Origin of the sequence: Homoserinimonas sp. OAct 916, from assembly GCF_003260275.1 — a bacterium.
GTDB lineage: Bacteria > Actinomycetota > Actinomycetes > Actinomycetales > Microbacteriaceae > OACT-916.
In genome coordinates, this window is record NZ_QJHB01000004.1 from 176,515 (window position 1) to 201,215 (window position 24,701).

The window sequence follows — 24,701 nt, forward strand, 5'->3', positions numbered from 1 at the left end:
CACCAGGTGTGCGAACATTCATCCTGACACACCGGCTCCATCCACCCGCACTCGATGCCTCGGTTCAGAAGCCCTTGCCGGCATAAGTGCCCACGCTCCAGGCGTTTCCCTCCGGGTCGAGAAAAGCGATCTCACGGCTCTCGTAGCCCTCGGCGTCGGCCAGCGGCCGGATGATCCGCCAGCCCGCATCGGCCACTCGGCGTGCGACGCCGGCCACGTCCGGAGTGCACAGATAGGAGGACTGGGTGCCGGGGGCGCCCGCGGAGCCCGACCACCTTTCTTCCCCGCGATCCACACCCATCATCATGCCGCCGCCGGTGGGCCAGAGAAGCTCTGCGTGCTGGATCGCCCCGTCTTCGCCGCGGTAGACAGCGTGTTCGACGAAGCCGATCACGCCGACCAGATAGCCCAATGCGGCATCCGCGTCGCCGAACTGGATCGTGATCCATGCCCCGGGCGCTGTGGTTGTTTCGGTACCCATGCGCACAGGGTACTCCCCGGCCTCTCCGGATCCACTAGGGTTGCGGCCATGGGATCAGCGTTGACCACCATCGGACTACCGGTCGCACTCGGCATCATCATGTTCGGGCTCGGCCTCTCGTTGACACGCGGCGACTTCGCCAGGGTGGGCAAACACCCGAAGGCGGTGTTCATCGCCCTGGTCTGCCAACTTGTTCTCCTGCCGGGGCTCTGCCTGGGTCTCGTGATGCTGTTCCAGCTGCCACCGGTGCTCGCCGTCGGAATGATGCTGCTCGCAGCCAGCCCCGGCGGCACCACCGCCAACCTGTACAGCCACCTGTTCCGGGGAGACGTGGCGCTGAACATCAGCCTCACCGCCATCAACTCGGTGCTCGCCGTGTTCACCCTGCCGATCATCGTCAACCTGTCGATCGCCTTCTTCATGCCGGGCGACCAGACCCTCGGTCTGCAACTCGACAAGGTGCTCGAAGTTTTCGCGATCGTGCTGCTGCCGGTGCTGCTCGGAATGCTCATCAGGCACTGGCGAACCGGCTTCGCGGATGCCATGGACAAGCCGGTACGCATCGCGTCGATCATCATCCTGGTCATTGTCATCGTGGGCGCCGTGGCCTCGAACTGGGCACTGCTGGCCGAGAACTTCGCCACGCTGGCGGCGATCACCATCGTGTTCTGTGTGCTGAGCCTCGCGATCGGCTACGTTGTTCCGCGACTGTTCACCGTCGGCCGGGAGCAGGCGATCGCGTCGAGCTTCGAGATCGGCATCCACAACGCCACCCTCGCCATCGTGATCGCCCAGAGCGTGCTGGGCCGCGTGGAGATGTCTCTGGCCGCCGCGATCTACGGCGTGCTCATGTTCTTCATCGCCGCCGGGTTCGGGTTTCTGTTGCGCGGCGTTCTCGCACGCACCCCCGCGCTCGCGTCCCGCTGACTCGCGCCTCAACCTCACAGTCACTCACGCCCACTTCTCTCCTCACGCGCTCGCGTTCCCGAGTGAGGGGTCACGATCGGCGCCATCCAGCGAAATTCGCGGGCATTGTGGTGACGATATTGACCCCTCGACGTCGGTTGGCGGGGGCAGGGAAGGCAGGGAGGGCAGGGAGGGCAAGGAGGGCAAGGAGGGCAGGGAGCGGGCCAGTCAGCTGCGGGGCTGGGAGCCGATCGAGAACCAGGCGATCGCACCGATCACCGGGGCGATGAGCACGATCAGCACCCACAGGGCACGTGCAGAGTCGGAGAGGTGCGAGGCGCGCGCGATCTGCGAGATGGCCACGTAGATCATCACCAGAATGGCGGCAAAAAGCAGCACGATGAACAGCACGAGCGCTACCTGACCGCGGCTTCGTCGGCCGGCATCCGGCAGAAGGAGACACCCTTGAAGGCGCCGTCGAACCCACTTTCCGGAGCGGTCGTGAACGGGCCGGCCCAGGCGGCCGGGCCGAGCAGGGTCTCGGCGACGGATCTCGAATTCGCAACCATGCTGATCATTCACTCGGCCTGTCTGTCAACCAGTCGGCGCCCTGATGCTCGCCGACATCTGGTGGCACCAGCCGGTATCGGGCGGGGGTGCGCGACAGGGTGATCGGGTTGCTGATCTGCTTACTGGTGCGGCCGGCGCCGGCGATCTCGGTCACGGCACCGAGGCCGAGTTCCGTGGCGAATGCGATCGCCTGGCCGATGTCATTGACCGGGCCGGCGGGGATGCCCGCTGCGGTCATCGCGTCGACCCAGCGTGCGACCGAGTCGGTGGCCAGGCGGGCATCCAGAATGGTGCGCAGTTGCACGCGGTTCGCCACCCGGCTCGCGTTGTTCGCAAACCGCTGATCAGCACTCATCTGCGGAGCCCCAATTATCTCGGCAAGCCTGCCGAACTGGCCGTCGTTACCGACTGCGATCACGAACGGGCCGTCCTTGGCGGTGAACGTCTCGTACGGGGCAATGCTCGGGTGGGCGTTGCCCATCCGCGTCGGGGACACCCCCGTGTTCAACGCGGCCGACGCCTGGTTGACCAGCGCAGACAAGAGCGACGACAGCAGATTCACCTCGACGTGTTGGCCCTCCCCAGTGTGGTCGCGCACGCGCAGTGCGGCCTGAATACCTACTACCGCGTTCTGTCCGGTGAGCACGTCGATCAGTGCAACACCCGCCTTGGTCGGTTCCGAGTCGGGGTCGCCAGTGACGCTCATCAGGCCGCCCACCGCCTGCACCAGCAGGTCGTAGCCGGGCAGGTGCGCGCCATCACCAGCACCGAACCCGGTCACCGAGCAGTAGACGAGCGCCGGGTTCTCCGCGGCGAGGGTGTCGTAGCCGAGCCCGAACCGCTCCATCGTTCCCGGACGAAAGTTCTCGATCAGCACGTCGGCGCTGAGGGCGAGCCGGCGGGCCTCGGCCGCACCGGCCGGCTCGCGCAGGTTGCAGATGATCGACCGCTTGTTGCGGTTGACGCTCGCGAAATAGGTGCCCCGGCCGGAGGCATCGACCGGTGGAGTCCAGGAGCGGGTGTCGTCGCCTGCCGGCGACTCGATCTTGATCACGTCGGCGCCCAGGTCGGCGAGCATCATCGACGCGTACGGCCCGGCCAGAACACGGGAGAAGTCGGCGACACGGATTCCAAAAAGGGGCGCATCCGGGTCAGGGCTCAGCGGCTGTTTGCCCAACTAGGTGTCTCCGTACTGAAGTTCAAGGGGTTCGTCACTGGTGAGATTACCAGTTGGAGTGGATGGTCGCGGTGGCACAGCAACGGGAGGGCAGTCCTGACGGCGGAACCGCACGACTGAACCGCACTTCTGAACTGCACGGCACGATGAGAGGTCGGCCCCGCGTTCGCGACGGCACGGAGGGCGCGGCACGAGAAGGCAAGTGGCTGCCTGGAGGCGGGGAAGCACGGGCATGGAAGCGACGGCCCGTGGTGACTTCAAACGGTCATAACAAAAACCGTCTCGGGCGATCAACGAGTATTGATGAATCTTATGGCTAACTAGACTGGCGACCATGATCGAGATCAAGCACCTCCGGCTCGTGCGCGCCCTGGCCGAACACGGCAGCCTGTCGGCCGCCGCCCGGGCACTCGGCTACTCGCAGCCCGCCGTCACCCAGCAGCTGCAACGCCTGGAGGCCCTGCTGGAGACCCCGCTGATCACCCGAACCACGCGCGGCGTGCACCTCACCGGGGCCGGCGACGTGCTGCTCAAGCACGCGACCAGCGTGCTGTCGACGATGTCGCTCGCGCAGGCCGAGGTCGAGGCCGTCGCCGGGCTGCGCTCCGGTCGGGTGCGGGTGGCCGCGTTCCCGAGCGCGGCCGCGACCCTCATTCCGCCGGCGTTCGCCGCAATGACTCGGGAGCACCCGGGCATCCTGTTCACCCTGCTGGAGGCGCTGCCAGATCAGGCGTTGCAGATTCTGCGCAACGGCGACTGTGACATCGCGCTGGTCTACCGCTACACGAACGGCCCGGATGCCACGGAGCCGGCCCCCACCCCGGCCGATGAGGTGACCACCGGGCTGCTCGAAGAGAACGTGCATGTCGCGCTGCCGGCATCCCACCCCGCGGCCATCCGGCGCACGGTGCGTCTGGACGAGCTGCGCGATGATCACTGGATCGCTGGCTGCCCCTCCTGCCGCGGCAACCTGGTGAAGTTGTGCTCGCATGCCGGTTTCGACCCCAACATCGCCTTCGATACCGACGACTACGTGGCACTCCAGGGACTGGTCGCCGCCGGACTCGGGGTGGCGCTGGTGCCCGACCTCATGCTCGCGGCCGTCAGGCCCGACCCAGGGCTCGTGCTCAAACGCATCAGCACCGCGCCGATGCGCACCATCCGGGCGGTGTCGTCGGCCTCTCTCCTGCGCGTGCCGGGTGTCGCTCAGACGGTGGATGCCCTCGGCGTGGTCGCCCGCGACCTCGACCTGGTACACGTGGCCTGAGCCCGATCACGCCCGCAGGCCATAAGCAACCATGATGGTGTGTCAAACATATTGGCTATTGTCTGGATGCCCGGCCTTTGTCATCGTGGGAGGAGCACCGGGACGGCGCGGCCGATGATTGCGCATGCCCGGCGAAGGAATGGAAACCACCGATGCCCGCGACCACCCGAAACTGGGTCTGTGCTGCGATCTCCCGGCTCGAGGCCGAGATGGCCTGCAGCCCCGAGACCCCACTGACGAGGTTTCCGCTACCCGAGGCCTGGGGCATCGACCTTTATCTCAAGGATGAGTCGGCCCATCCGACCGGGTCTCTGAAGCACAGACTCGCCCACTCATTGTTGCTCTACGCGCTCGCCAACGGCGACGTCGACGAGAACACCACGCTGGTCGAGGCATCCAGCGGATCGACCGCGGTGTCGGAGGCCTACTTCGCCCGGCTGCTGGGCCTCCCGTTTGTGGCGGTGGTGCCGGCGGCGACGAGCCCGCAGAAGATCGCGCTGATCGAGGAGAACGGCGGCCGGTGCGAGCTGGTTGAGCCGGCCGCGCTGTATGCCGAAGCCGAACGGCTCGGGGCACAACCAGGCTGGTTCTACCTCGATCAGTTCAGCAATGCGTCTGTTGCCACCGACTGGCGGGCATCCGGAAACATCGCCCACGCGATCTTCGACCAGTTGAGCGGCGAGCGCTATCCCGAGGCGGAATGGATCGTGGTCGGCGCCGGCACCGGCGGCACCAGCGCAACGATCGGACGATACTGCCGGTACAGCCAGGTGCGCACCCGGGTCGCCGTGGTCGACCCAGAGGGCTCCGCGTTCTACTGCGCGTGGTTCGAGGGACGGCGCGATGTGACAGCCTGTGGCTCCCGCATCGAAGGCATCGGGCGGCCCCGAGTGGAACCGTCCTTCGTCCCGGCCGTGATCGACGAGATGGTGCAGGTTCCCGATGCGGCCTCCCTCGCCGCGATGAACCTATTGGGTGCCTCGGGTTTCAGCGTCGGGCCGTCCACCGGCACCAACCTGTATGGCGCGTTCCAGTTGGTTGCGCGGATGCTCGCCGACGGCGTGCAGGGCAGCGTGGTCACGGTCATCTGCGACAGCGGCGAGCGCTACCTCGACACCTACCAGTCAGTGGAGTGGGTGCAGGAGCACGGATTCGACCTCGAACCCCATGACCAGGTCATGCGGCACTTCCTGGCGACCGGCGAGTGGCCGGCGGCCGAGCCGGGTTCATTCGATTTGAGCTCCCCTGCGCTCAGCGCGAACTGACCGCTGCCCCTGTTCGCCCCCGGAGGGAACGAGTCACACTACGCGTCGACACGTTTGATCAGCGCGGCAAGAGCCTGGCCTCCACCGATGCACATCGTGACGATGCCGTATTCAAGTTCGCGGCGCTGCAGATCAAGGGCGAGCCGCAGCGTCAGGATCGCGCCCGTCGCCCCGACCGGATGCCCGAGTGCAATCGCACCGCCGTACGGGTTCGTGCGCTCCGGGTCGAGGCCGGCATCCCTGATCACCGCCACCGCCTGGGCGGCGAATGCCTCGTTCAGTTCGACGCTGCCGATGTCGGCGGGGGTCAGGCCGGTCTCGGCGAACAGCTTCGTGAGGGCCAGCGTGGGAGCGTATCCCATCAGCTCGGGTTCCATGGCTGCCGTGGTCACGTATTCGAGGGTGGCCAGTCCGGTCAGCCCCCGCTCTCGCGCGGTGCTCTCGCGCATCAGCACGACGGCCCCGGCACCGTCATTGATTCCGGAGGCATTTCCGGCGGTCACCGTGCCGTCGGCGGCGAAGACCGCACGCAGGCCAGCCAAAGTTTCCAGCGTCGTGTCGGGTCGCGGGTGCTCATCCACGTTCACCTGGATCGGGCGCCGGCCCGCAGTGGTCACCTCGACGATCTCCTCGGCGAACGCAGCCCGCGCTGCATCCGTCGACGCCCGCCTCTGGCTCTCCAACGCGAACGCATCCTGGTCAGCCCGGGACACCCCGTACTTCGCGGCAACGTTCTCGGCGGTGACGCCCATGTGCTTGTTGCTGAACGGGTCGGTCAGCATCGCCACTGTTCCGTCGACGAGGGCCCGGTCGCCGAGCCGATCGTTGAAGCGGGCGTTGAAGTCGTAGAACGGCATCCGCGACATGTTCTCGTCGCCGCCGGCGAGCACGATGTCGGTGCCTCCCCAGGTCAGCTGCATCGCTCCCGACCAGATCGCCTGCAGGCCACTGCCGCACAGGCGATTGACCGTGTACGCGGGCGTGCGGATGGGCAGGCCCGCCTCCAGGGTGACCCGCCTGGCGTTATAGGCATCCGGTCCGACCTGGCCGATGCAGCCCATGATCACCTCGTCGATGTCGTCGGCGCCCACCCCTGAACGCTTCAGTGCCTCAACGCTCGCCTGCCCGCCCAGAACGTGCGCCGGGGTATCACGGAAGACGCCGCCGAAACTGCCGATCGGGGTGCGGGCGCCGTTCACGATCACGATCTTGTCGTCGGGGTTCATAACGTTTCTCCTTCGTCGGTGCGAACGTTGCGCACATTGGCAATTTCTTGAGACTGCTCTGCTTGGTTTCATCCCACATCGGGGTGGTTGCCGCTCCGGATTTCTGTCCGCATCGTTCTGCCAAGCAGGGTCAGGAAGATGCTCACCGCTCCCGGCTCGCTCCGGTCGGTCAGGTCCCTTCCGAAGCATCACGGCTCATCGGCTCAAGGCTCATCGGTTCAGACAATCAGTCCCCGACAGCACTCTCGTCGCCGTCACCATAGGCAGAATTGAGCTTGGCCAGGTGCGATTGCATCGCCGACGACGCCCCTGCGCTGTCTCCCGCCTCAATTCGGGAGAGGATCTCATGGTGGTCCTCATTGACACTTTTCCAGAACGCCTCACCCATATCGCCGGGCGATATACGAGCTTGGAGCACTCGAAAGACCGGTTCAGTCATGACTCCGAGAAGCCTGTTGTCCGCGGCTTCAACTACGATTCCATGGAAGTTGCGGTGATCGCGGAATTTCGGTCCGCGGCCCCTGGTCTGCTTTTCGCGAGCAACCATGACCCGCATCTCATCAATGTGATGCTGCTCGTGCCGAAGGGCAGCCAGGCCAGCAGCGGGAACCTCGAGAAGTTCTCGTGCCTCGAGCAGGTTCACCAGAGAGATATCATCGGCACCTGACATCAGCCCCAGGCTCGTTTCGAGGTAGTCACTGACTTGGTCGAACTGAATCCGCGAGACAAAAGTGCCGCCGGTGGTTCCGCGGGTCGTCTGAATCAGGTCACGGGATGCGAGGACGCGGAGCGCCTCACGAACAGTACTGCGACTCACGCCAAAGATCTCGGCCAGCTCGAACTCAGGGGGGAGCCGGTCGCCGGACCCGAGTGACCCCGCAAGAATCAAGTCACGCAACTGGTCGGCCACCTGCTGGTAGGCGGGCTGAACCTTCTTGACCTGCGAACCGTAAAGGTTTTGAAGAGCGTTTGAACGGGCTGTCAGAACATGACCCCTGATTGCGTCACCATTGGTCTTGGGATCCACGTGCTGTCTCACTTTTCTTCGCCGAGGGAACGTACAACCCGTACACAGTTCGTACGCCGCACTGCGGGCCAGATTAGCGCACTACTGCGCCCGCCTGCCCCAGGCGCACTGTGCGCGATCAACTGATGCCGTCCTCGCCCGGGCGTCATGCCGGCCAATAGGCGGCGGTTGCGCTCGCGGACGTGTAGTCATCGCGGATCGTGCGCTTGAGGATCTTTCCGCCAGAGTTGCGCGGCAAGCTGTCCACGAGGTACCACTCCCGTGGCACCTTGTACTTCGCGACGCGATCGTGCACGAATGCGATCAGTTCGTCCTTGTCGCAGGTCGCTCCTGGGCGGCTGACCATGAAGGCGACAATGCGTTCGCCGTACACCTCATCGGGCACCCCGATAACCGCCACGTCGTCGATGGTGTCGAACTGAACGATGACCTCCTCGATCTCGCGCGGGAAGATATTGACGCCTCCGGCGATGATCATGTCTTTCTTCCGGTCGACAATGGAGATGAAGCCGTCTTCATCACGCACAGCAATATCACCGACGGTGAAGAACCCCTCGTCGTCGTAACCCGCGCGAGTGGCCTCCTCGTTCTTCAGGTAGCCGCCGAGCAAGAGCGGCGAGCGAGCGTAGAGTTCGCCGGGAACCCCAGGGGGCACCAGATTCCCGTCGTCGTCGACGAGCTTTACCTCATTCATGAGCCAGGGTTTCCCCACACTGCCGGCCCGCTCCAGGGCAAACTCGGGTCGGAGGTTGGTCACGATAGAACACTCCGTGGACCCATACACCTCATGGACCCCTACGCCGGGGAATGCCCCCAAAACCCAGATCTTGAGTGCGACAGGAAGTGCGGCGGCGTTGAAGTACAGCGTGTCAAGCGCGGAAAGGTCATAGTTCTTTGCTGGTTCCTCACACACTCGACGGATCTGCTGGGCGTGGGTGGGAACCAGGAACACCGTGTTGCACTTGTCGTCAACCATCATGCGTAGGAAGACCTCAGGGTTCCACTTCCGCAGAATCGACACTGAACCGCCCATGAACAGATTGCCGTAGCTGAACGCGAATCCCGCGCCGTGGTAGAGCGGAGACACTGCGATCGTGTGGCGTCCCGGTCCATAGCCGTACTCCAGTGCAGCGCAGTAGAGGGTGAGCACACGTCCACGGTGAGTCAACACGACGCCCTTGGGCTGACCAGTCGTTCCCGACGTGTAGGTGATGCAGAACGCGTCCCTCTCGTCTACCTCGGCCACGGGGTCTGCAACGTCACCGGAATCGATGAACGCCTCGTAGTCTTCACCGGACTCACCGCCGAAACTCACCACCAGGTCGACGACGGAAAAAAGTGACCCGGCATTGTCGCGCAGCTCGTCCTCGAGCACCAGCACCCTCGCCTCCGAATGTTCCACGATGTACTTGTTCTCGGCCGCGTTGTTCCTCGAGTTCAACGGCACCATCACGATTCCAGCCTTCGCCAGGCCAGCCGAGATCTCGAAGTACTCTGCACGGTTGCCCGCCAGCAGCGCGACCCTGTCGCCCTGCTTGATACCACGCGACAGAAGTGCCTGGGCAAAGCGATTGGAGCGCTCATCAACTTCGGCGAAAGTAAAAGTGCGCTCGCCATCGATGACTGCGGTCTGATCCGGGGTGTTTCGACCGAATTCGCGAATCCCGCTGGCCATGTTCAACTGGATGTCTCTCACTGGGCGTCAGCCTCTTCCTTCTGGTTCATCAGCATCACCGCGTGAGCCTCGGCAACACGCGTGTTCTGCCCGTCGAATACGGTCCAGCTGTAGTTCTGGATCAGTTTTCCGCCACTCGTCTCATGCGCGTCGGTGGGCACCAGTTCCACGGACAGCGTCGACCCCTCCGTCACCATCTGGAGAAACCGAACTTCTCTGAGCTCGACCAGGGCGATTGCGTGGTCAAGAGCGCCTGACTGCTCCAGGAGCCCACCCATGAGGAGCAGGATACCTTGACCAGGCAGGGGTGCCGACTCGCCTGCGGCCTGTTGCGCCAACGTGGGGTTGAACAGCGGATGCGTGTACCCACCGATCTTCACAATCGACTCGATAAGCTCCGCCGTGATCTCAACCGAGCCGGTTCTAATACGCGCTGCTGACATCAGTGTCTCCCCCGCTCGGCTCGCGCTCGTCAACGAATGCCCGGTAGCCCTCCCGGGCGTCGGGCACATTCTCGGCCCTCCGGTCCATGGCGCTCATCGGGACAGCTCCCGGGCGAACGAGAGTAGACGACCAGCGAATTCCTCGGGAGCACGAAGGTGGGGCTGACCCTCGAGGTCGTTCATAATGGACAACCGGGCCTGCTTGGCCAACTTCATGGCCGTGTCGTCAAAGGCAGCAAGCATGTCGTACTCCGCATCGAGCAGCAGAACAGGTACGTCCAGCGCCGCGAGGGGCTCAGCCGGGTTGTGGCGGAAAGCCGCCTGATAGCCCCACGCATAGCGGTCAGCAACACGCAGCAGTTCGACACAGGCGATGTGCAGCATCTCGTCGCTCAGTCCCGGCCAGATTCGACGATACCGCTCCACCGCCCAGTCGAATTGAGCGCCCTTCCCATCCATGGGTATTTCCGGGTTCCAATTCGCCAAGAAATCGGCACGCTCCTGGTCGCTGAACAACGGCACTCCACTGAGGGAAACGCCTGAAACAGGCATGCGGTGCGCCATCTCAATCGCAATCGACGCCCCCGTGTGCACGCCGGCCAGGACCGGGCGGTCCATGCCGATCGAATCGGCTGCGCTGGCCAAGACAGCCGCGTAGTCAGGGATCTCATAGCCATCTGCCGGTGGCGGGTCAGAGGCGCCATAGCCCGGAGTGTCGAACGCAACGACCCGCGCATCTCGTCCGAGGATGGCAACGACGTGTTCATACACCTTCGATGAGAGCGGCGACTCGTGGAGCAGCCCGATCCACGGACCGGAGTTTCCCGCGATGCGGTAGTGGACCTGACCCCACTCGCAGTCGACATACCCGCCGCGCACAGCAGTGCTCACTGGAATCCACCGGCCTTGACGAGGATCTCGGCGTCTTCCGTGCAACTGAGCGTCGGCGCTGGTGCGCCGGCTGGGATGTGTACGAGTGAACACGCTCCCAGGCTTTGCCCATCGACTGTAACGGTGCCGCTTGTTGAGATCACGAACCGCTCGCGCGGAACCGTCTCGAGCTGAGTAGATGTTCCTTTCGGCAACGCGACCAGCACCGTAGCGGCTTCGGTGACCGCATTGCTGCTGAGCAGTTTGCTCGACAGTCGCGTCGAGCCGAGCCCGGTCACAGTGTCGTCATGCGGGCGCCACACCATGAAACGTGTCTCCGCGCGACGGACGTAGCCGCGCGGGCCGATGCCTGACGCGCCCTCGAACACCGGGTTGCTCCCGGCCTCGTGATCAGCGCGGACAACGCGTGAGACTCGTCCGCTGCCGTCGCCGGGCGATTCCCCTTCCATCATCAGGATGCTCTCGAAGCCCTGCTCGCTCTTCGCCATGTGCACCCACCCCGGCGGCCGCCAGAAGTAGTCGCCACCGACGAAGCTGCCCTCGGCAGTGAGATGGACAGCACCGCTCAGAAAGTACGCCTCTTCGACGCTGTCGTGGTATGCCTCGCACAGGTCGATATAGCCAGGTTCCGTGCGCACATGGTCGATGCGGCGACTGGTCGTGGGATCGATCCACAGGGTTCGCATCCAGTACCGGGTGAGAAGTTCTTCGACTTTGCCGGGGGTCCCTCCGAGGTTGTCGCGGAAGGCCGGCTCCATGGACTCGTAGACATCAGCACCGTTGACCCACGGGGCAGCTGGCCCGTCAACAACGGTCGTTTGCAAGGGCAAGGAAATTCCTTTGGTCGAGGGGCGGGAAGTGCGGGTCAGGCCGAAGCCGGCGAGGTGACCGACAGGTCGCCTGCATACGACTGATACGCGTGTCGCTCGCGCGGATCAGCCGAGAGCCGTGCCGACAGGAGCGTTTGCGTGTAGGGATGGTCGGGAGAGGCGAAGAGTTGGCTGGTGGGAGCGGTCTCGACGATCTCGCCCAAATACATGACAGCGATACGATCACTCACCGACTCGACGGTGTGCATGTCGTGCGAGACGAAGAGGTAGGCCATTTTGTAGTCCTCCTGCAGCTCAGCAAGAAGTGCGAGAATCTGCGCACGGATCGATAGGTCAAGCGATGACGTCGGCTCATCAAGAACCATGAACCGAGGGCGGCTGATGATCGCACGCGCGATCCCCACTCGTTGCTGTTGCCCTCCCGATAGCTCTCCGGGTAGACGTCGTGCCGCGTCGCCGGGCAGCCCGACCCGGTCGAGCGTCGCGAGGACCTGGCGGCGAATCTCTTTGGTCTTCAACCGTGGCTGATGGATTTCGAGCGGCTCGGACACAATCCCGCCGACGGTCAGCCGCGGGTTCAGCGATTCGTACGGCTCCTGGAACACAATCTGCATGTCCGCGCGCATCGCGCGCATGGCGTGGGGGCTGAGCCCGCCGAGGTCGGTTCCATCGAAGCGAACGGAGCCCTCATCCAGATCCAGAAGCCGCAGGACCGCACGACCGAGGGTCGACTTGCCGGAACCACTTTCTCCGATGACTGCGAGGGTCTCACCCTCCTCGATATGGAGCGAAATTCCGCGCAGTGCGCGAACCGGGTCCCGCCCCCGCACACGGGAAGCGAAGGTCTTGACCGCTGAATCGACCTCAACGAGCGACATTGAGTCTACCTTCTGCCTTCGGCACCGAGCCGATGAGTTTCTTCGTGTATTCGTGTTGCGGGTTGACCATCACCTGCATGACGTCACCGGACTCGACGATCTCCCCCTGATACATCACCACAGCACGTTGACAATACTGGGCGATCACCCCGAGGTCGTGGGTGACGAGCACCATCGACCGGTTTTCGGTTCGGACCAAGCCTGAGATGAGGTCCAAGATCTGTGCCTGCACCGTCGCGTCGAGGCCTGTGGTGGGCTCGTCGGCGAACAGCAGCTCCGGCCCCAACGTCGTGGCCAGTGCTATCACGACGCGCTGGGCCATTCCACCCGAGAGCTGATGCGCATAGCCGCTCAACACGCGTTCAGGGGCGACGATGCCGACTCCCTTGAGCATGGAGAGCGCAATCTCACGGGACTCGGCCTTTTTCGCGCCGGTCTTGTGGGCCTTCTGCACCTCGTAGAACTGACGCTCGATCGAGTAGATCGGGTTGAGCGAGCCGAACGGGTTCTGGGCGACGAATCCGATGTGGCGCCCCCGGATCGACTCCATGACCTTCTTGCTCGCGTGCGCCAGGTCGGCCTTGCCGACCAGATTGATCGTGTCGGCGGTCACATGGCTGTTCGGCCCCAAGAGGCGCAAAATGCCTTTCACCGTCGTGGACTTGCCACAGCCTGACTCGCCCATGATGCCCACGATCTCACCGCGGTGAACCTGAAGGTCGATACCTCTGACCGGGTTGACAACCCCGTCCGGTGTGTCGATGGTGACCGCGAGGTTCCGGACGTCGAGGACGAGTTCGTCGCTCATCGGTGGCTCCTAGCTGTCGTGTCGCCGATGGCGTCGGCGAGCTGGTTGAACGCCAGAACGCACAAGAGCACGATCAGTCCGGGGAAGGATGCGATCCACCACTCACCCGAAGACATGTTTCCGGCCCCCGCGCGGATCATCCCGCCCCACGAAGGGGTCGGTGCGCTGACACCAACGCCCAAGAACGACAGGGCGGCGATCACCACGATCGCGTTGGCAATCGTGAGGGAGGTCTGCACCAATACGACGCCCCATACGTTCGGCAGAAGATGGCGGAAGGTGATGCGCCTCGGTGACGCCCCCATTGCCATCGCCGCTTCGACGAAGCGGGATTCTCGCAGGGAGAGCACCTCGCTTCGCAGCAGTCGCATGTATCGGGGAATGTTGATCAGCGCGATAGCGACGACGACCATGTACAGCTTGTTCCCCGACAGGGTTACCAGCGCGAGTGCGAGGATCAGCAGTGGGAACGCCTGGAACGCATCCAGGCCGCGAACGAGGCGCTCACTGCCTTTACCCTTGGTGCTCGCGGCCAGACCCAAGACGACGCCCAGGACCAGGGACAGCACGGTGCCGGCCAGTGCGAGAGAGAGGTCGATGCGGGCCGCGTCGATGACCCGGCTGAACACGTCCGCCCCGGCACCGTCGGTGCCGAACCAGTGGGCTCCGCTGGGGGCCTGCAGGCTGGCGCCCCCCTCCGTTGCTTTCGGGTCATAGGGCAATGGGGCAAACAGGCTGGCCAACAGGAGGAGCACGATGAAACTCACTCCGACGGTGGCACCCGTGTGCTGGCGCATCACCTTCACGAAAGCGTGGCTCCTGGGCGTGCTGAAGACTTCAGGCATGCGAGATCCTCGGGTCCAGCAGGCCGACGATGATATCGAGCAGGGTGTACACGATCAGCGTGATCGCGCCGGCGACCAGCACCATGCCCTGAACAACGGGAAGATCAAGCTTCGTGATGCCTTGCAACGACCACGTGCCGATACCGTTCCACGCGAAGACTCGTTCAACGATCGCCTCTCCGCCCAAAAGTGACGCAAAGATGACACCGGCGTAGGTCACGATCGTTGTTCGGGATTCGGCGAAGGCATAGCGGACCACGGTGCGCTCCGGTAGACCCATCGCCCGAGCAAACTGCGCCTGTTGCGAGTTGAGTGCCTTGCCGATCGTTGAACGCGCCGTCTTGGCGAAGTACGCCGCATAGACCAGCCCAAGTGTGAGAACAGGCAACATCAGGTGGTGCGCCGCCGACACGAAGAGCGCGAAGTCGCCCGCCAACAACGAGTCAATCAGATAGGAGCCGGTCACCCGTCCCGGCCCTGTCTCGACGAGCCCGACCCGCCCCGACGGGGCAGGCGCGAGACCCAGTAGGAAGAAAACGACATAGATCAGAATGAGCCCCAGGAAGAAGTCCGGGATCGCTTGGAAGACTCCGGTGACGAAACGGCTCACCTTGTCGGGCAGTCGCCCCTTGAAGTAGGCGCCAACCGCCCCGGCCGCAACGCCCACGACCGTCGCGAACAAGACCGAAAGGAGAACCAATTCCAGGGTCGCGGGCAGCTTTTCAACAAGCTCGTCGACGATCGGGCGCTTGCTGAAATACGAATTGCCAAGGTCCCCCTGGACCAACCCACCAAGGTAGTCGACGTACCGCGTAAGAATCGGTTCGTCGAGTCCCAGGTCGGCACGAATCTGGGTGATCTGCTCGGCGGTCGCCATCGGTCCGGCGATGAGCTGGGCAGGATCTCCCGGGGTGACGCTGACCAGGAAGAAGGACAGCGTCACCACGATGAACAGTGCCGAGACCAGGAAGCCCAGCCGAGTCAGCACCAGCCGAAGCGGCCCTGACGCCTTCTTGATCGGTGCTTTCGAGCCAATACTGATGACAGCCGTTGGGCTTGATGCCACCACTAGCCTCGGCTCAGATTCGCGTAAGGGAAACCGCCGGACGGAATTCCGATCCGACCTTGAAGATCTGAGGCTTCACCGGTGATATCGGGCATCTCGATGAGCGACAAGATCGGCTGGTAGTGACGCAGCATCTGCAGTGCCTCGTCGACAATCGCATCCCGCTCTTCACCCTTGTCAAGCTTGAGCGTCTGTGCCACGAGAGTGTCGAATTCCGCGTTGGCGAAGCCGGCCTTGTTCAAAGTGGACGTGGAAGCGTTGTACAGATACATCGAGAAACCGGGGTCAGGCTGTGACGGACGGTCCGTATACAGGTAGGCCTGAAGGGACTGGCTGGTGACATCTGCTTCGAAGTCGGCTGGCGACGGAATGTTTCGGATGGTCACCTCAACACCGATCTCCTTGAGGTCACTCTGGATCAGTCGCGCAATGTTTTCGGCGTAGGGGCCGGGGCGCTCCGAGCTGATCGCGATCTCGAACTGCAGCCCCTGCGGGTAGCCCGCGGTTGCGAGCAGCTTTTTGGCTTCTTCGGGGTTGTACTCGATCATCGGCTCTTGGTCAGCCAACATATTGCTGGGCACTGCAGTCCAGGCCGGCTTGGCGTAACCCTGATAGATCGACTGCGCCAGCGTTTCGCGATCGATGGCCATGCTGATGGCGCGGCGAACATCAGGCTTCTGAAGGTCAGGATCCTTCATGCTCAGGTTAAAGTTGTGGCGGTTCGCATCCGGCTGCACGTTGACCTTCGCCGTTTCGCTCTCCTCGATCTTCTTGAGCTGGTCGATCGGCGGCTCGGAAATGAGGTCAACTTCGCCGGCCATCAGGAGCTGTGCGCGCGAGGCGCCGTCTGGAACACCCTTGATCAAGACGTTCTCGAAAAACGGCTTCGTGTCCCAGTAGTTCGGGTTCTGCGTGAGCCTGATCTCCTCACCCGGGCTGAACGAGTCAAGCATGTAGGGACCGAATCCCGCAGAATTGCTGGCAAGCCACTCGCCGGCATAAGGATCTGCTTCCGTGGCGTGCGTCTTGAGCTCGGTGGAGTCAAGGATTCCCATGAGCGGGTAGGCAAGGATCGAGAGACTGATCGATGACGGTGCGGTGAGGTTGTACCGCACTGTGTATTCATCGATCTTTTCGATCGGGTTCTTTGCGTCAACGTTGGCGGGCGCCATCAGTGAGTTCGCCTGGATGCTGGTCGGGTTCGAGAGAAAACGCTCAAACGTCCAGACGACATCATCAGCGGTCATCTCGTTGCCGTATTGGCTCTTCACTCCCTCTCGCAGCTTGAAGGTGAACTGGGTGCGATCGTCGTTCGACTCGAAGGACTCCGCGAGCCCCGGCACGACCTCGTCAACCGCGATGACCCGGCCCTCTTGGGCCTTGCTGTAGTCGTATTCCAAGAGACCCGAGAGTGTGGCATCGGTGGCGTAGACCACTGTGTTGCCGGTATACACCATGGGGTCCAGCTGGGAGGGGACCGTCGCCCAGGCCATCGTCAACGACGTGTCCTTCGTGCCTTCCGCTGCTGGATCGCTCTCAGTCGGTGCGCTACACCCTGCAAGTGTCACGAGCGCGGCGGCGACCGCAAGGACGCCGAGCCGACGAATCGGGAAAGAGGGCATGTCAACTCCATTATTGATGTAGGCACTAGGGACTAATGCTGGCCGGTATATGTCTGACATTAACCATATAATGTTGTACGGCGCATGCGCAACTCGAATACGGAATCATGCCCACCAGGGATCGCATGCACTACGGTCATGTTCTAATCACCAATATGGCCTCGCCCACCACGACTAGAATTTCGTGCCAATTCTCGGGACCTGAACTATGAAATCACATTTTCTGCCAGCTGGCGTCCTTCGCCCCACGAGAGATAGCCGATGCTGACCACCGCGCCGTTCGAGGAGCCGACCGAACGGCGAGAACTGCGCGCCATGATCGCCCAGATACTGGGCCACCACCTCCCTGCCACCGAGGCCTTGAAAGCCGACCAGGAGGGGCGATTCGATCGTGCCGCCTGGCGAGCGCTGGGTGAGGCGGGGGTGCTCGGCTTGGGCGCAGACGACGACGCCGGCGGCTCGGGCGGCACGGTTGGGGACGCGCTCGCGGCGACCGAGGAAATCGCTCGCACGCTGCCCAGCCTTGCAGTCGGCTTCGTCACCTGCGGGATGGCAATGCGCATGCTCACCGAAGAAGGCGCAGGCGCAGCGGCAGCTGACTTGGGCGCAATAGCCTCCGGCGAGAAGATCTGCGCGTTCGGCCTGAGTGAACCCGGAGTAGGGACAGATCTGCTCAACCTACGAACCACCGCTCGCGTGGAAGACGGCCAATGGATCCTGAACGGACAGAAGACCTGGATCTCGCTCGGGCAGGAGGCCGACGTGATCTTCGTCCTCGCCCGCACTGACGCTCTGCAGGATGGTCGGAAAAGCCGCGGCCTGAGTCTCATCGCGGTTCCCGCCGAACAACCCGGCGTGATAACTCGACGCGTGCACCTGGCGGGAATGCGTGCGGCCATCACCTGCGAGGTCTTCCTCGATAACGCTGTGGCGCCTTTGGGGAACCTCGTGGGCACGCGCGGGCGGGCGATGGCCGTTCTGAGCCAGACCCTCGACATCGAACGGGTTCTCGCGGCCGGCATCAGCCTGGGCATTGCGCGCGGCGCTCTGGACCTGCATATTGCCTACGCCCGGGAACGCGAAGCCTTTGGCGCCCCCATAGGTGCGCTGCAGGCAGTCCAACACCCGGCTGCCGACTCGATCTCCGAACTCACCGCTGCGCGCGCGCTGGTCAACACGACGGTGCGGATGATTGAGTCCGGGCAGCAATCACTGGCCATGTCAGCAATGGCCAAACTGTTTGCTGCAGAGACCACCGCGAAAATCGTTGACCGCGGGATGCGGGCGATGGGCGCCATGGGCCTGGCCGAGGAATCGCCCATGCAGATGTACTTCCGGGACGCTCGACTCCAGTTGTTCAGCCCCGTCTCCAACGAGATGATCCGCAACATCCTGGGCGAATCGCTTGGCCTGCCGAGGAGCTACTGACGTGTTCGACGGCATCGACACCATCGTCCTGCCCGCCGCCGATATCGGCGCACTGCAGTCGCTGTACACAGACCTTTTCGGCTTTGCCCAAATCAGTGATGAACCCGTCACCGATGCCCACTGGCAGACCCTGTGGAACCTGCCGCTCAGGCCGACCCGAACCGTTCTGCTCGGCAAGCCGGCGAGTAATGGCGGGTGGATCCGGTTAGTCGAGGTGCCCGGGCTTCCCCCTGCATGCCCCGCCGGCCGGCCCGATCGTACCGGCCCCTACGCCTTGGACTTCTACCAGCGCGACGCGGCGGCCGCTGAGCACCGCATCGAGTCAGGCGGCTGGGAGTTCCGCTCACCGGCAACCCACTACACACTGCCAGGGACTGACCTGCCGGTGCGCGAACGCATGCTTGAACAGCCCATCTCCGGACTTGTGCACGCGAGCGTTCAGTACCGCCCCCGGGGCACGCGGTGCGTAATCGGTCACGACGAATCCGAGGACACCAGCGAGGTCGTTGCCGTCGTATACCTCACTGACCGATTCGAGCAGGCGAAAGCGTTTGCCGCGGAAGTCCTGGGCGGGCAGAAGTACTTCGAGGGTCGCTTCGACGATCCGGCCGTGGCGCAGATGTTGGCGCTTGAGCAGGGTGAAGGTTTCGCGGTCGCACTCTTCCGCGGACCAGAGTCCCGCAACGCGCGCCTCGAGTTCGCCGAACAGATTCCCGGTGGCCACCGCGCCGCCGATCCGATCCCGCGGGTGATCGCCAGCTGCCCGATAAGCGACCTCGACGGCTTGGCCGCGCGCGTGGCCGACGGTCGGCACGGTCCGAGCACCGGCATCCTTCAGGCGACGGACTCCGCCGGCACCACCCGCCGCCTGGGGCTCCGCACTGTGTACGGGGCCACCTTCGAGTTCTTCGAACGCGCTTGAGGGTGGCGCGGACTGGCGACCCTCGGGCGCTCCTGGTCGGGGCCTGCGCACTGATCTTCCTGGCCATGGTGGCCAGCTTCGCACCCACCCCCCTGTACCCGCTCTACCAAGACGTCTGGCAGCTCAGCGAGATGCAGATCGCCCTCGCGTTCGCATCATACCCAGCCGGCGTGCTCGCGGTGCTCCTGCTGCTGGGGGGACTCTCTGACCGGATCGGCCGGCGCACGACCCTGTTCATCGGTATGGCACTCCTGGGAATCGCGATGGTGGCCCTGAGTCTTGCGCCCTCTTTCGAATTGCTGCTTCTCGGGCGCCTTGTACACGGTTTTGGCAGCGGCCTGGCCACCGGTGCCGCCGCCGCGTTGCTGATGGAGGCCCATCCCGGCGGTCTCAGCGCCGGAGCGTTCCTGAACACCGTTTGCATTGCCAGCGGTATTGCCGTCGGCCCGTTCCTGTCAGGCGGGTTGGCCGAACTCACCGACCGACCACTGCTCTTCCCGTACCTGGTGATCGGGGCGGCCCTCGTCGTTCCCCTGGCCCTCCTCCTTCTCTCACCGCGCTCGTCGCCCGCTATCGGGCGTGTGCGGCTCATTCAGCCGATCGGCGTACCGCGACCTTTGCTCCTCCCCTTCTCCGTGGCTGCAGCCGCGATCGCAACGGCCAACCTGGGCATGAGCCTGTTCGGCAGCTTCGGCGCAGAGATCATCGCCACCGTGGGCTGGCACTCGCACGCTGCCACCGGGTGGTTCATCTCGTCAGTTCTCGTCCTCCTGGCCCTGGCTCAATTCATCGGACGCCGCTTCGCCCACACCAGGACCATGAGCGTCGGCGTCGTGGGTGCTGCCCTGGGCTGGACGCTCACGGCCATCGGAAGCCACCTGGAAGCTGCCCCCCTGCTGGTGACCGGTTCCCTGATTGTCGGTACGGCGAGTGGGTTGTGTCTCCTCGGGTCTGCCGGATTCATCGCTGCCATCTCGCCCCCGCTCCGCCGCGCCGAGATCTATTCGGCGTATCTGGTGGTCGCGTTCTCGATGCTCGGCCTGGTCGCGCTGGGCGCAGGACCGATCATCACCGAGTATTCGATTGGCCTGGTTCTCGCGCTCGGCGCCGTCCTATCGACCGTGTTCGCCAGTTGGGTCCTCCTACAGGTAGCGCGCCAGCGGCGCGGCTGAGCGCTGAAAGACCGGCTCAGCCCCCCGTGCAGGCGCCTCAGCGTGCGACGAAAGCCTCAATCTCATGCTCGTAGGCCCGCGCGGTCGCTTCGCGTTCCCCCGCCCCCCAGGTGCTGCGCGCAAGGGAAACGAGCGAGGGCTCCAGCGCGGCGACGGCCCGCGCGGCGGCGAAAGCGCTTTCGTCGAGCTCGACACGAGTGACGACGCGCGCCGCGCCCACCTCCGCCAGTTGGGCGGCGGCGACGCGTTCACCGGTCAGCAGCATGCGGCGGCTGAGCGCTCCGCCCAGTGCTCGACTCGCTACCGCGCCACCGATTGAGATGCCTACCTGAAGTTCGGGAAGGCTCAACCAGGCGTCGTCTGAGGCGATCAGCACGTCAGCGGAACAGGCCAGCAGCGCACCAGCCCCGATCGCGGCTCCGTGCACCGCTGCCACGATTGGGGCCCTGCACCGCAACGCCCCGGTGATTGCCGCCGCTCCCCGCCGCAGCTGAGCGATCGCTTCTGCGCCATCGTCGGTTGCCGTGTATTCCGCGAGATCCTGGCCGCTGCAGAAATGCCGTGTTGCCGACCGGAGAAGCAGCACGTCCTCTTCGGTTGCCGAATCGAAAACCTCGGCGAGCGCGTCATACAGTTCACCGTTCAGCGCGTTGACCGGCGGCCGGTCGAGGACGACGTCAAGCAGCCGCCCCTCCCTGGTGCAGCGAATGCTCATCAGTAGGAACGGGGAAGCGCGAGCGCTTTGTGGGCGATGTGGTTGAGCAGCATCTCCGAGCTGACGGGTGCGATTCGAAACAGCCGGACCAGCCCGGACAGAGTCGACAACCCGTACTCGCGGGCCATGCCGTTGCCGCCATGGGTCTGGATCGCAGCATCCAGTGCGAAGGTCGCCGCCTCGGACGCCGCCAGCTTGGCCATGGCCGCGGACAGGCCGGCGTTCTGTCCCGCATCGAAATCTCGGGCGGCCTTCTCTGTCAAAAGGCGCGCGCCCGCAAGCTTCGTCTCGGCGTGTGCCAGCGGATGCGAGATGGCTTGATGCGCGCCAATGGGAACGTCCCAGACCGTGCGCGTCCGTGCGTACTCGGCAGCCTTGTCGATCGCGTAGCGGGCGATACCGTTCAGCAGAGCCGCGCTGCTGATGCGCTCGGGGTTGAGCCCGGTGAACAGCACGGCAAGGCCGTCCTCGGCGCCGACGATCGCATCCGCCGGAACCCGCACATCGTCAAAGAACAAGGAGTACTGCCTCTCGGGCGAGATCACCTCGACCGCTATTTCGGTGCGAGACAGCCCCGGCGCGTCGGTGGGCACGAGAAAGACCTTGAGCCCTGGGGCAAGGCCGTCTGGTCCCCCTTCGCCCTGGGCGACAACCATGAGTGCATCGCAGTTGTCCACATGTGAGACGTAATACTTCTGGCCGCTGAGAACCCACTGGCCGTCTTCGAACCTGGCCCGGGTGGTGATCTTGTGGGTGTTGGATCCGGCATCGGGCTCGGTGATCGCAAAGCCGAGCACCTTCGAACCTTCGGCCAGCCCCGGTAGCCAGGTGGATTTCTGCTCCTCGGTCCCATGGTGCACGAGCATGGAGGCACAGACCGCGGGGGACAACGAGATCAGCATGAGCGGCGAGCCGGCGATCGCGGTCTCCTCTGAGAGAACCGCGAGTTCCTCGATCCCCGCACCCCCGCCACCGAACTCCTCGGGGATGAACACGCCGAGTCCACCGGCGTCGCCCAGGGCCTGCCACAGCTCACGGGCATTTCCCTTCTCCTCGCTCGTGCGCACGAAGTAGTCGTGGCCGAAGTCACGCATCAGGCGACGAATCGAGTCTCTGTAGGCATCAAGCTCGGCGGTCTTATCGGAGGGCATGGGGGCCTTTCTCTTCGTTGGATTTTGTAGCCGGGGCGGTGAACACGCAGACGTCGCACTCATCCGGATTCGGGACCTCGCCTGTGGCAAGCCACGCGTCGATGATGGAGGGTATGGTGCCCGCTCGCTGGGTACCCAGCGGTCGCGTGGCTGAGCGGCCCGAACGCACGACGTGATACGCAGATCTCAGCCCGGCCTCACTCGCGTCGATGACGGGAAACGAGCAGCGCGATTGAACGGCAGCGGCGATCGGTGACATGCAGGTGCACCCGAGCAGCACTGCATCGGAGGAATCCTGAGCGACCGCCCGATGGCAGGCTGCCACAATGGCGTCGACGGTCGCGCCCTCTCCGCGGATCATTCGCGCCTTGACCCCGGCGGCCGTACCGACACGGTCGAGTTCCTCTTCGGCCCCGACGTGATGAACCCCCGAACAGGCGACCCCGCCAGCGCAGTTCGCGAGACGCTCCCGATAGAGCCACCCCATCGACTCCGGCCAGACCGTGACAATCGAGAAACGCCGGCCACCATCTGCGGCTTCCGCTATGCCCGCCTCACCGGCACCGACCACCGGCACCGTGGACACGGTTCGGATGCGCTCGATGGCGTAGTCACCGAACGTATCGATCAGCAGCGCGTCACAGCCATCGGCCAACGCCGTTTCGGCCGCGTCGACGTGCGCCAGTTCGACCAGCAGATGGTCGTAAGGAGTGCGCGCGAATGCTCGTACCCGCAGCTCCTGCAGCCGCACGTCGATGCCGTCGGGCGCAGCCAACACGGGAGCATCCTTGCCATCCGAGTTGATCACCGCTATCCGCATAACCTCATCGTCTCCACTCATCTCTTGAAAAGTCTGACGTATCACTGGTCACTAAGTCAAGCATGAGGCCGAGAGGGGTGAATCGCTACATCGGTTTCCCGTCAGGCCGCCCTCAGGCTAGCCGCTCGCCGAAGGATGCTCGGGATTCATCCGAAGCCAGTCCGGCTGCGCGAAGACACTCTCGCGGCCCCCTCGGCCAACGGATCAGGCAGACGTAGGCCGGTGAGCATCGGTTTCTCATGCGCATCCCCGTCGTGGCCATCACATCATAGGCCTTGCCCCCGCTGAGTGGACACCTCAAAGGAGTATGCGCGATGGCAAATTCCCGTCGAGAGTTCACTCCTGAGCACAAATACGAGGCCGTGAAGCTGGTTATTGAGTATTTGAGGCTTTGAGCACCACCCGATCGTGCGGTTCAACACCACCGATCGTGCGAGAGAGCACCAGTGGTGATGTGGCTCAGCGCCACTGGCGCTCCCCGTCACGGATTACGTGCTGGCGAGAGCGGTTTGTTCCCGCATGTTGTAGTTGCCGGTCTCGACCCAGATCGTGTTGTGGATGATCCGGTCCATGATCGCGTCTGCGTGAACTCCCGAGCCCAAACGCTGGTGCCAGTCTTTCTGCTGATACTGGGTGCAGAACACGGTCGACGTTTCACCGTAACGGCGCTCCATCAGCTCCAGCAGCATGCCGCGCATCGATTCCGTCGGACGGTCGAGTAGCCACTCGTCAATGACGAGCATGGTGAAGGCGGCATACTTCCGGAGGAACTTCCCGGCGCCGCCGGGGGCGTCCTGGGCGGCGACCCAGGCTTCTTCGAGGTCGGGCATCCGGACGTAATGGGCGCGGATGCGGTGTTCGCAGGCGCGTTTGGCGATCGCGCAACCCAGATACGATTTCCCCGACCCCGTGAACCCCTGGAAAACGACGTTCTGTTGCCTGGTCACGAACGAGCAGGTGCCGAGCTGGGTCAGCAACGGCCGGTTCAATCCACGCTCGTCGAGCAGATCGACGCGGCGCAGATCAGCGTTCGGGTAACGCAGTCCCGCCCGCCGGATCAAGCCAGCGACCTTCGAGTGGGTGAACGACGAGTAGGCGTCGTCGACGACCAGCCGGACCCGGTCTTCGAACGACATGCTGATACTCAGGGTCTCGTCTTGGGCCTCGATCGCCTCTAGCAACTCGCCCGCGTTCATCTCGCGGAGCTTGCGTTTGGTCTCCCCGTCCAGCCGGCTCATCGGGTGCCCCCGGCGTAGTAGGCGCTGCCGCGGACGTAACCACCATCATCGCCCTCCGGCTCATCGGGGACGTACCCGGTTTTGTCCTGCCCGGTGTCCAGGATCGGCCGCAGGTGCGCATAACGCGGAGAGCGGGTCGGCCCCCGCAACGCCATCGCGCATGCAGCCTCCACCCGGACTGAGGAGAATCGGCGCGAGAGGCGAGCCTAGTGAAGTGGTGCTCACCCGCGCCGATGGTGGTGCTCAACCACACCAATCGGCCTACCGAGCGAGGGGGC

The 24,701-nt window shown here is 64.1% G+C and carries 25 protein-coding genes and 1 pseudogene; 6 read left to right on the top strand and 20 right to left on the bottom strand.

The window, feature by feature from the left end; all coding sequences use genetic code 11:
• Positions 1-64: 64 nt before the first annotated feature.
• A complete protein-coding gene (locus DL891_RS05975) occupies positions 65-481 on the bottom strand; it encodes a VOC family protein (RefSeq protein WP_111719517.1) in 417 nt (138 codons plus the stop codon).
• A gap of 48 nt (positions 482-529) precedes the next feature.
• On the opposite strand from DL891_RS05975, the gene DL891_RS05980 reads away from it, so the two are divergent.
• Positions 530-1,408, top strand: a complete 879-nt coding sequence (locus DL891_RS05980; protein ID WP_111719518.1) for a bile acid:sodium symporter family protein — start codon at positions 530-532, stop codon at positions 1,406-1,408.
• A 207-nt stretch (positions 1,409-1,615) separates the two neighbouring features.
• Here DL891_RS05980 and DL891_RS05985 read toward each other — a convergent pair whose 3' ends face one another.
• Genes DL891_RS05985 through DL891_RS05990 form a run of 3 tightly spaced genes read right to left on the bottom strand, consistent with a single transcriptional unit; the run spans position 1,616 to position 3,134 of the window.
• Entirely contained in the window at positions 1,616-1,798 is a 183-nt protein-coding gene (locus DL891_RS05985; RefSeq protein ID WP_111719519.1) for a PLDc N-terminal domain-containing protein, read from the bottom strand.
• Between the two features lie 5 nt (positions 1,799-1,803).
• Positions 1,804-1,956: a hypothetical protein gene (locus DL891_RS17055; RefSeq protein ID WP_157962406.1), complete on the bottom strand. Its 153-nt coding sequence runs from the start codon at positions 1,954-1,956 to the stop codon at positions 1,804-1,806.
• Positions 1,957-1,961: 5 nt separating this feature from the next.
• A complete protein-coding gene (locus tag DL891_RS05990) occupies positions 1,962-3,134 on the bottom strand; it encodes a CaiB/BaiF CoA-transferase family protein (RefSeq protein ID WP_111719520.1) in 1,173 nt (390 codons plus the stop codon).
• Positions 3,135-3,468: 334 nt separating this feature from the next.
• Between DL891_RS05990 and DL891_RS05995 the strand changes: the two genes are divergently transcribed.
• Together DL891_RS05995 and DL891_RS06000 are read left to right on the top strand one after the other, a co-directional pair.
• The gene (locus tag DL891_RS05995; protein WP_111719521.1) at positions 3,469-4,401 is read left to right on the top strand and encodes a LysR family transcriptional regulator; all 933 of its coding nucleotides are present in this window, start codon (positions 3,469-3,471) and stop codon (positions 4,399-4,401) included.
• Positions 4,402-4,553: 152 nt separating this feature from the next.
• On the top strand, positions 4,554-5,666 hold the full coding sequence (locus DL891_RS06000; protein ID WP_111719522.1) for a PLP-dependent cysteine synthase family protein: 1,113 nt from the start codon (positions 4,554-4,556) through the stop codon (positions 5,664-5,666).
• Between the two features lie 38 nt (positions 5,667-5,704).
• On the opposite strand, the gene DL891_RS06005 is transcribed toward DL891_RS06000, so the two are convergent.
• From DL891_RS06005 to DL891_RS06050, 11 genes are all read right to left on the bottom strand, one after another.
• Positions 5,705-6,892 carry a thiolase family protein gene (locus tag DL891_RS06005; protein ID WP_111719523.1) on the bottom strand — a complete coding sequence of 396 codons (1,188 nt, stop codon included), beginning with the start codon at positions 6,890-6,892 and terminating at the stop codon, positions 5,705-5,707.
• 226 nt (positions 6,893-7,118) lie between these two features.
• Entirely contained in the window at positions 7,119-7,919 is an 801-nt protein-coding gene (locus tag DL891_RS06010) for a FadR/GntR family transcriptional regulator (RefSeq protein WP_157962407.1), read from the bottom strand.
• A 145-nt stretch (positions 7,920-8,064) separates the two neighbouring features.
• On the bottom strand, positions 8,065-9,615 hold the full coding sequence (locus DL891_RS06015; RefSeq protein WP_198668787.1) for a class I adenylate-forming enzyme family protein: 1,551 nt from the start codon (positions 9,613-9,615) through the stop codon (positions 8,065-8,067).
• Entirely contained in the window at positions 9,612-10,037 is a 426-nt protein-coding gene (locus DL891_RS06020) for a hypothetical protein (protein ID WP_157962408.1), read from the bottom strand. The genes DL891_RS06015 and DL891_RS06020 overlap by 4 nt, the downstream gene beginning before the upstream one ends.
• Before the next feature lie 93 nt (positions 10,038-10,130).
• Entirely contained in the window at positions 10,131-10,928 is a 798-nt protein-coding gene (locus DL891_RS06025) for an alpha/beta fold hydrolase (RefSeq protein ID WP_157962409.1), read from the bottom strand.
• Positions 10,925-11,758 carry a hypothetical protein gene (locus DL891_RS17060; RefSeq protein ID WP_157962410.1) on the bottom strand — a complete coding sequence of 278 codons (834 nt, stop codon included), beginning with the start codon at positions 11,756-11,758 and terminating at the stop codon, positions 10,925-10,927. Before DL891_RS17060 ends, DL891_RS06025 begins: the two co-directional genes overlap by 4 nt.
• Positions 11,759-11,793: 35 nt before the next feature.
• Entirely contained in the window at positions 11,794-12,636 is an 843-nt protein-coding gene (locus tag DL891_RS06030; protein ID WP_111719527.1) for an ATP-binding cassette domain-containing protein, read from the bottom strand.
• Entirely contained in the window at positions 12,623-13,444 is an 822-nt protein-coding gene (locus tag DL891_RS06035; protein WP_111719528.1) for an ABC transporter ATP-binding protein, read from the bottom strand. Before DL891_RS06035 ends, DL891_RS06030 begins: the two co-directional genes overlap by 14 nt.
• Positions 13,441-14,289: an ABC transporter permease gene (locus DL891_RS06040; protein ID WP_198668788.1), complete on the bottom strand. Its 849-nt coding sequence runs from the start codon at positions 14,287-14,289 to the stop codon at positions 13,441-13,443. The genes DL891_RS06035 and DL891_RS06040 overlap by 4 nt, the downstream gene beginning before the upstream one ends.
• Entirely contained in the window at positions 14,282-15,355 is a 1,074-nt protein-coding gene (locus DL891_RS06045; protein WP_157962411.1) for an ABC transporter permease, read from the bottom strand. The genes DL891_RS06040 and DL891_RS06045 overlap by 8 nt, the downstream gene beginning before the upstream one ends.
• Before the next feature lie 2 nt (positions 15,356-15,357).
• The gene (locus DL891_RS06050; protein ID WP_157962412.1) at positions 15,358-16,977 is read right to left on the bottom strand and encodes an ABC transporter substrate-binding protein; all 1,620 of its coding nucleotides are present in this window, start codon (positions 16,975-16,977) and stop codon (positions 15,358-15,360) included.
• Between the two features lie 261 nt (positions 16,978-17,238).
• Here DL891_RS06050 and DL891_RS06055 point away from each other — a divergent pair, with 261 nt between their 5' ends.
• Genes DL891_RS06055 through DL891_RS06065 form a run of 3 tightly spaced genes read left to right on the top strand, consistent with a single transcriptional unit; the run spans position 17,239 to position 20,499 of the window.
• Entirely contained in the window at positions 17,239-18,405 is a 1,167-nt protein-coding gene (locus DL891_RS06055) for an acyl-CoA dehydrogenase family protein (RefSeq protein WP_111719531.1), read from the top strand.
• 1 nt (position 18,406) lies between these two features.
• Positions 18,407-19,327, top strand: coding sequence for a hypothetical protein (locus tag DL891_RS06060; RefSeq protein ID WP_111719532.1), 921 nt, complete (start codon positions 18,407-18,409; stop codon positions 19,325-19,327).
• A gap of 2 nt (positions 19,328-19,329) precedes the next feature.
• Positions 19,330-20,499 (top strand): MFS transporter, encoded by a 1,170-nt coding sequence (locus DL891_RS06065; protein ID WP_111719533.1) that lies wholly within the window; start codon positions 19,330-19,332, stop codon positions 20,497-20,499.
• A gap of 37 nt (positions 20,500-20,536) precedes the next feature.
• Here DL891_RS06065 and DL891_RS06070 read toward each other — a convergent pair whose 3' ends face one another.
• The 5 genes and pseudogenes from DL891_RS06070 to DL891_RS06090 all read right to left on the bottom strand — a co-directional run.
• Complete coding sequence (locus DL891_RS06070) at positions 20,537-21,214, bottom strand: enoyl-CoA hydratase/isomerase family protein (protein ID WP_111719534.1); 678 nt, start codon at positions 21,212-21,214, stop codon at positions 20,537-20,539.
• On the bottom strand, positions 21,214-22,365 hold the full coding sequence (locus tag DL891_RS06075; protein ID WP_111719535.1) for an acyl-CoA dehydrogenase family protein: 1,152 nt from the start codon (positions 22,363-22,365) through the stop codon (positions 21,214-21,216). Before DL891_RS06075 ends, DL891_RS06070 begins: the two co-directional genes overlap by 1 nt.
• Positions 22,352-23,206 carry an aspartate/glutamate racemase family protein gene (locus DL891_RS06080; protein WP_111719536.1) on the bottom strand — a complete coding sequence of 285 codons (855 nt, stop codon included), beginning with the start codon at positions 23,204-23,206 and terminating at the stop codon, positions 22,352-22,354. The genes DL891_RS06075 and DL891_RS06080 overlap by 14 nt, the downstream gene beginning before the upstream one ends.
• A 467-nt stretch (positions 23,207-23,673) precedes the next feature.
• The gene (locus DL891_RS06085; protein WP_111719537.1) at positions 23,674-24,423 is read right to left on the bottom strand and encodes an ATP-binding protein; all 750 of its coding nucleotides are present in this window, start codon (positions 24,421-24,423) and stop codon (positions 23,674-23,676) included.
• A pseudogene (locus tag DL891_RS06090) lies at positions 24,420-24,626 on the bottom strand (IS21 family transposase); the annotation flags it as partial. The pseudogene DL891_RS06090 and the gene DL891_RS06085, both read right to left, overlap by 4 nt.
• Positions 24,627-24,701 lie beyond the last annotated feature (75 nt).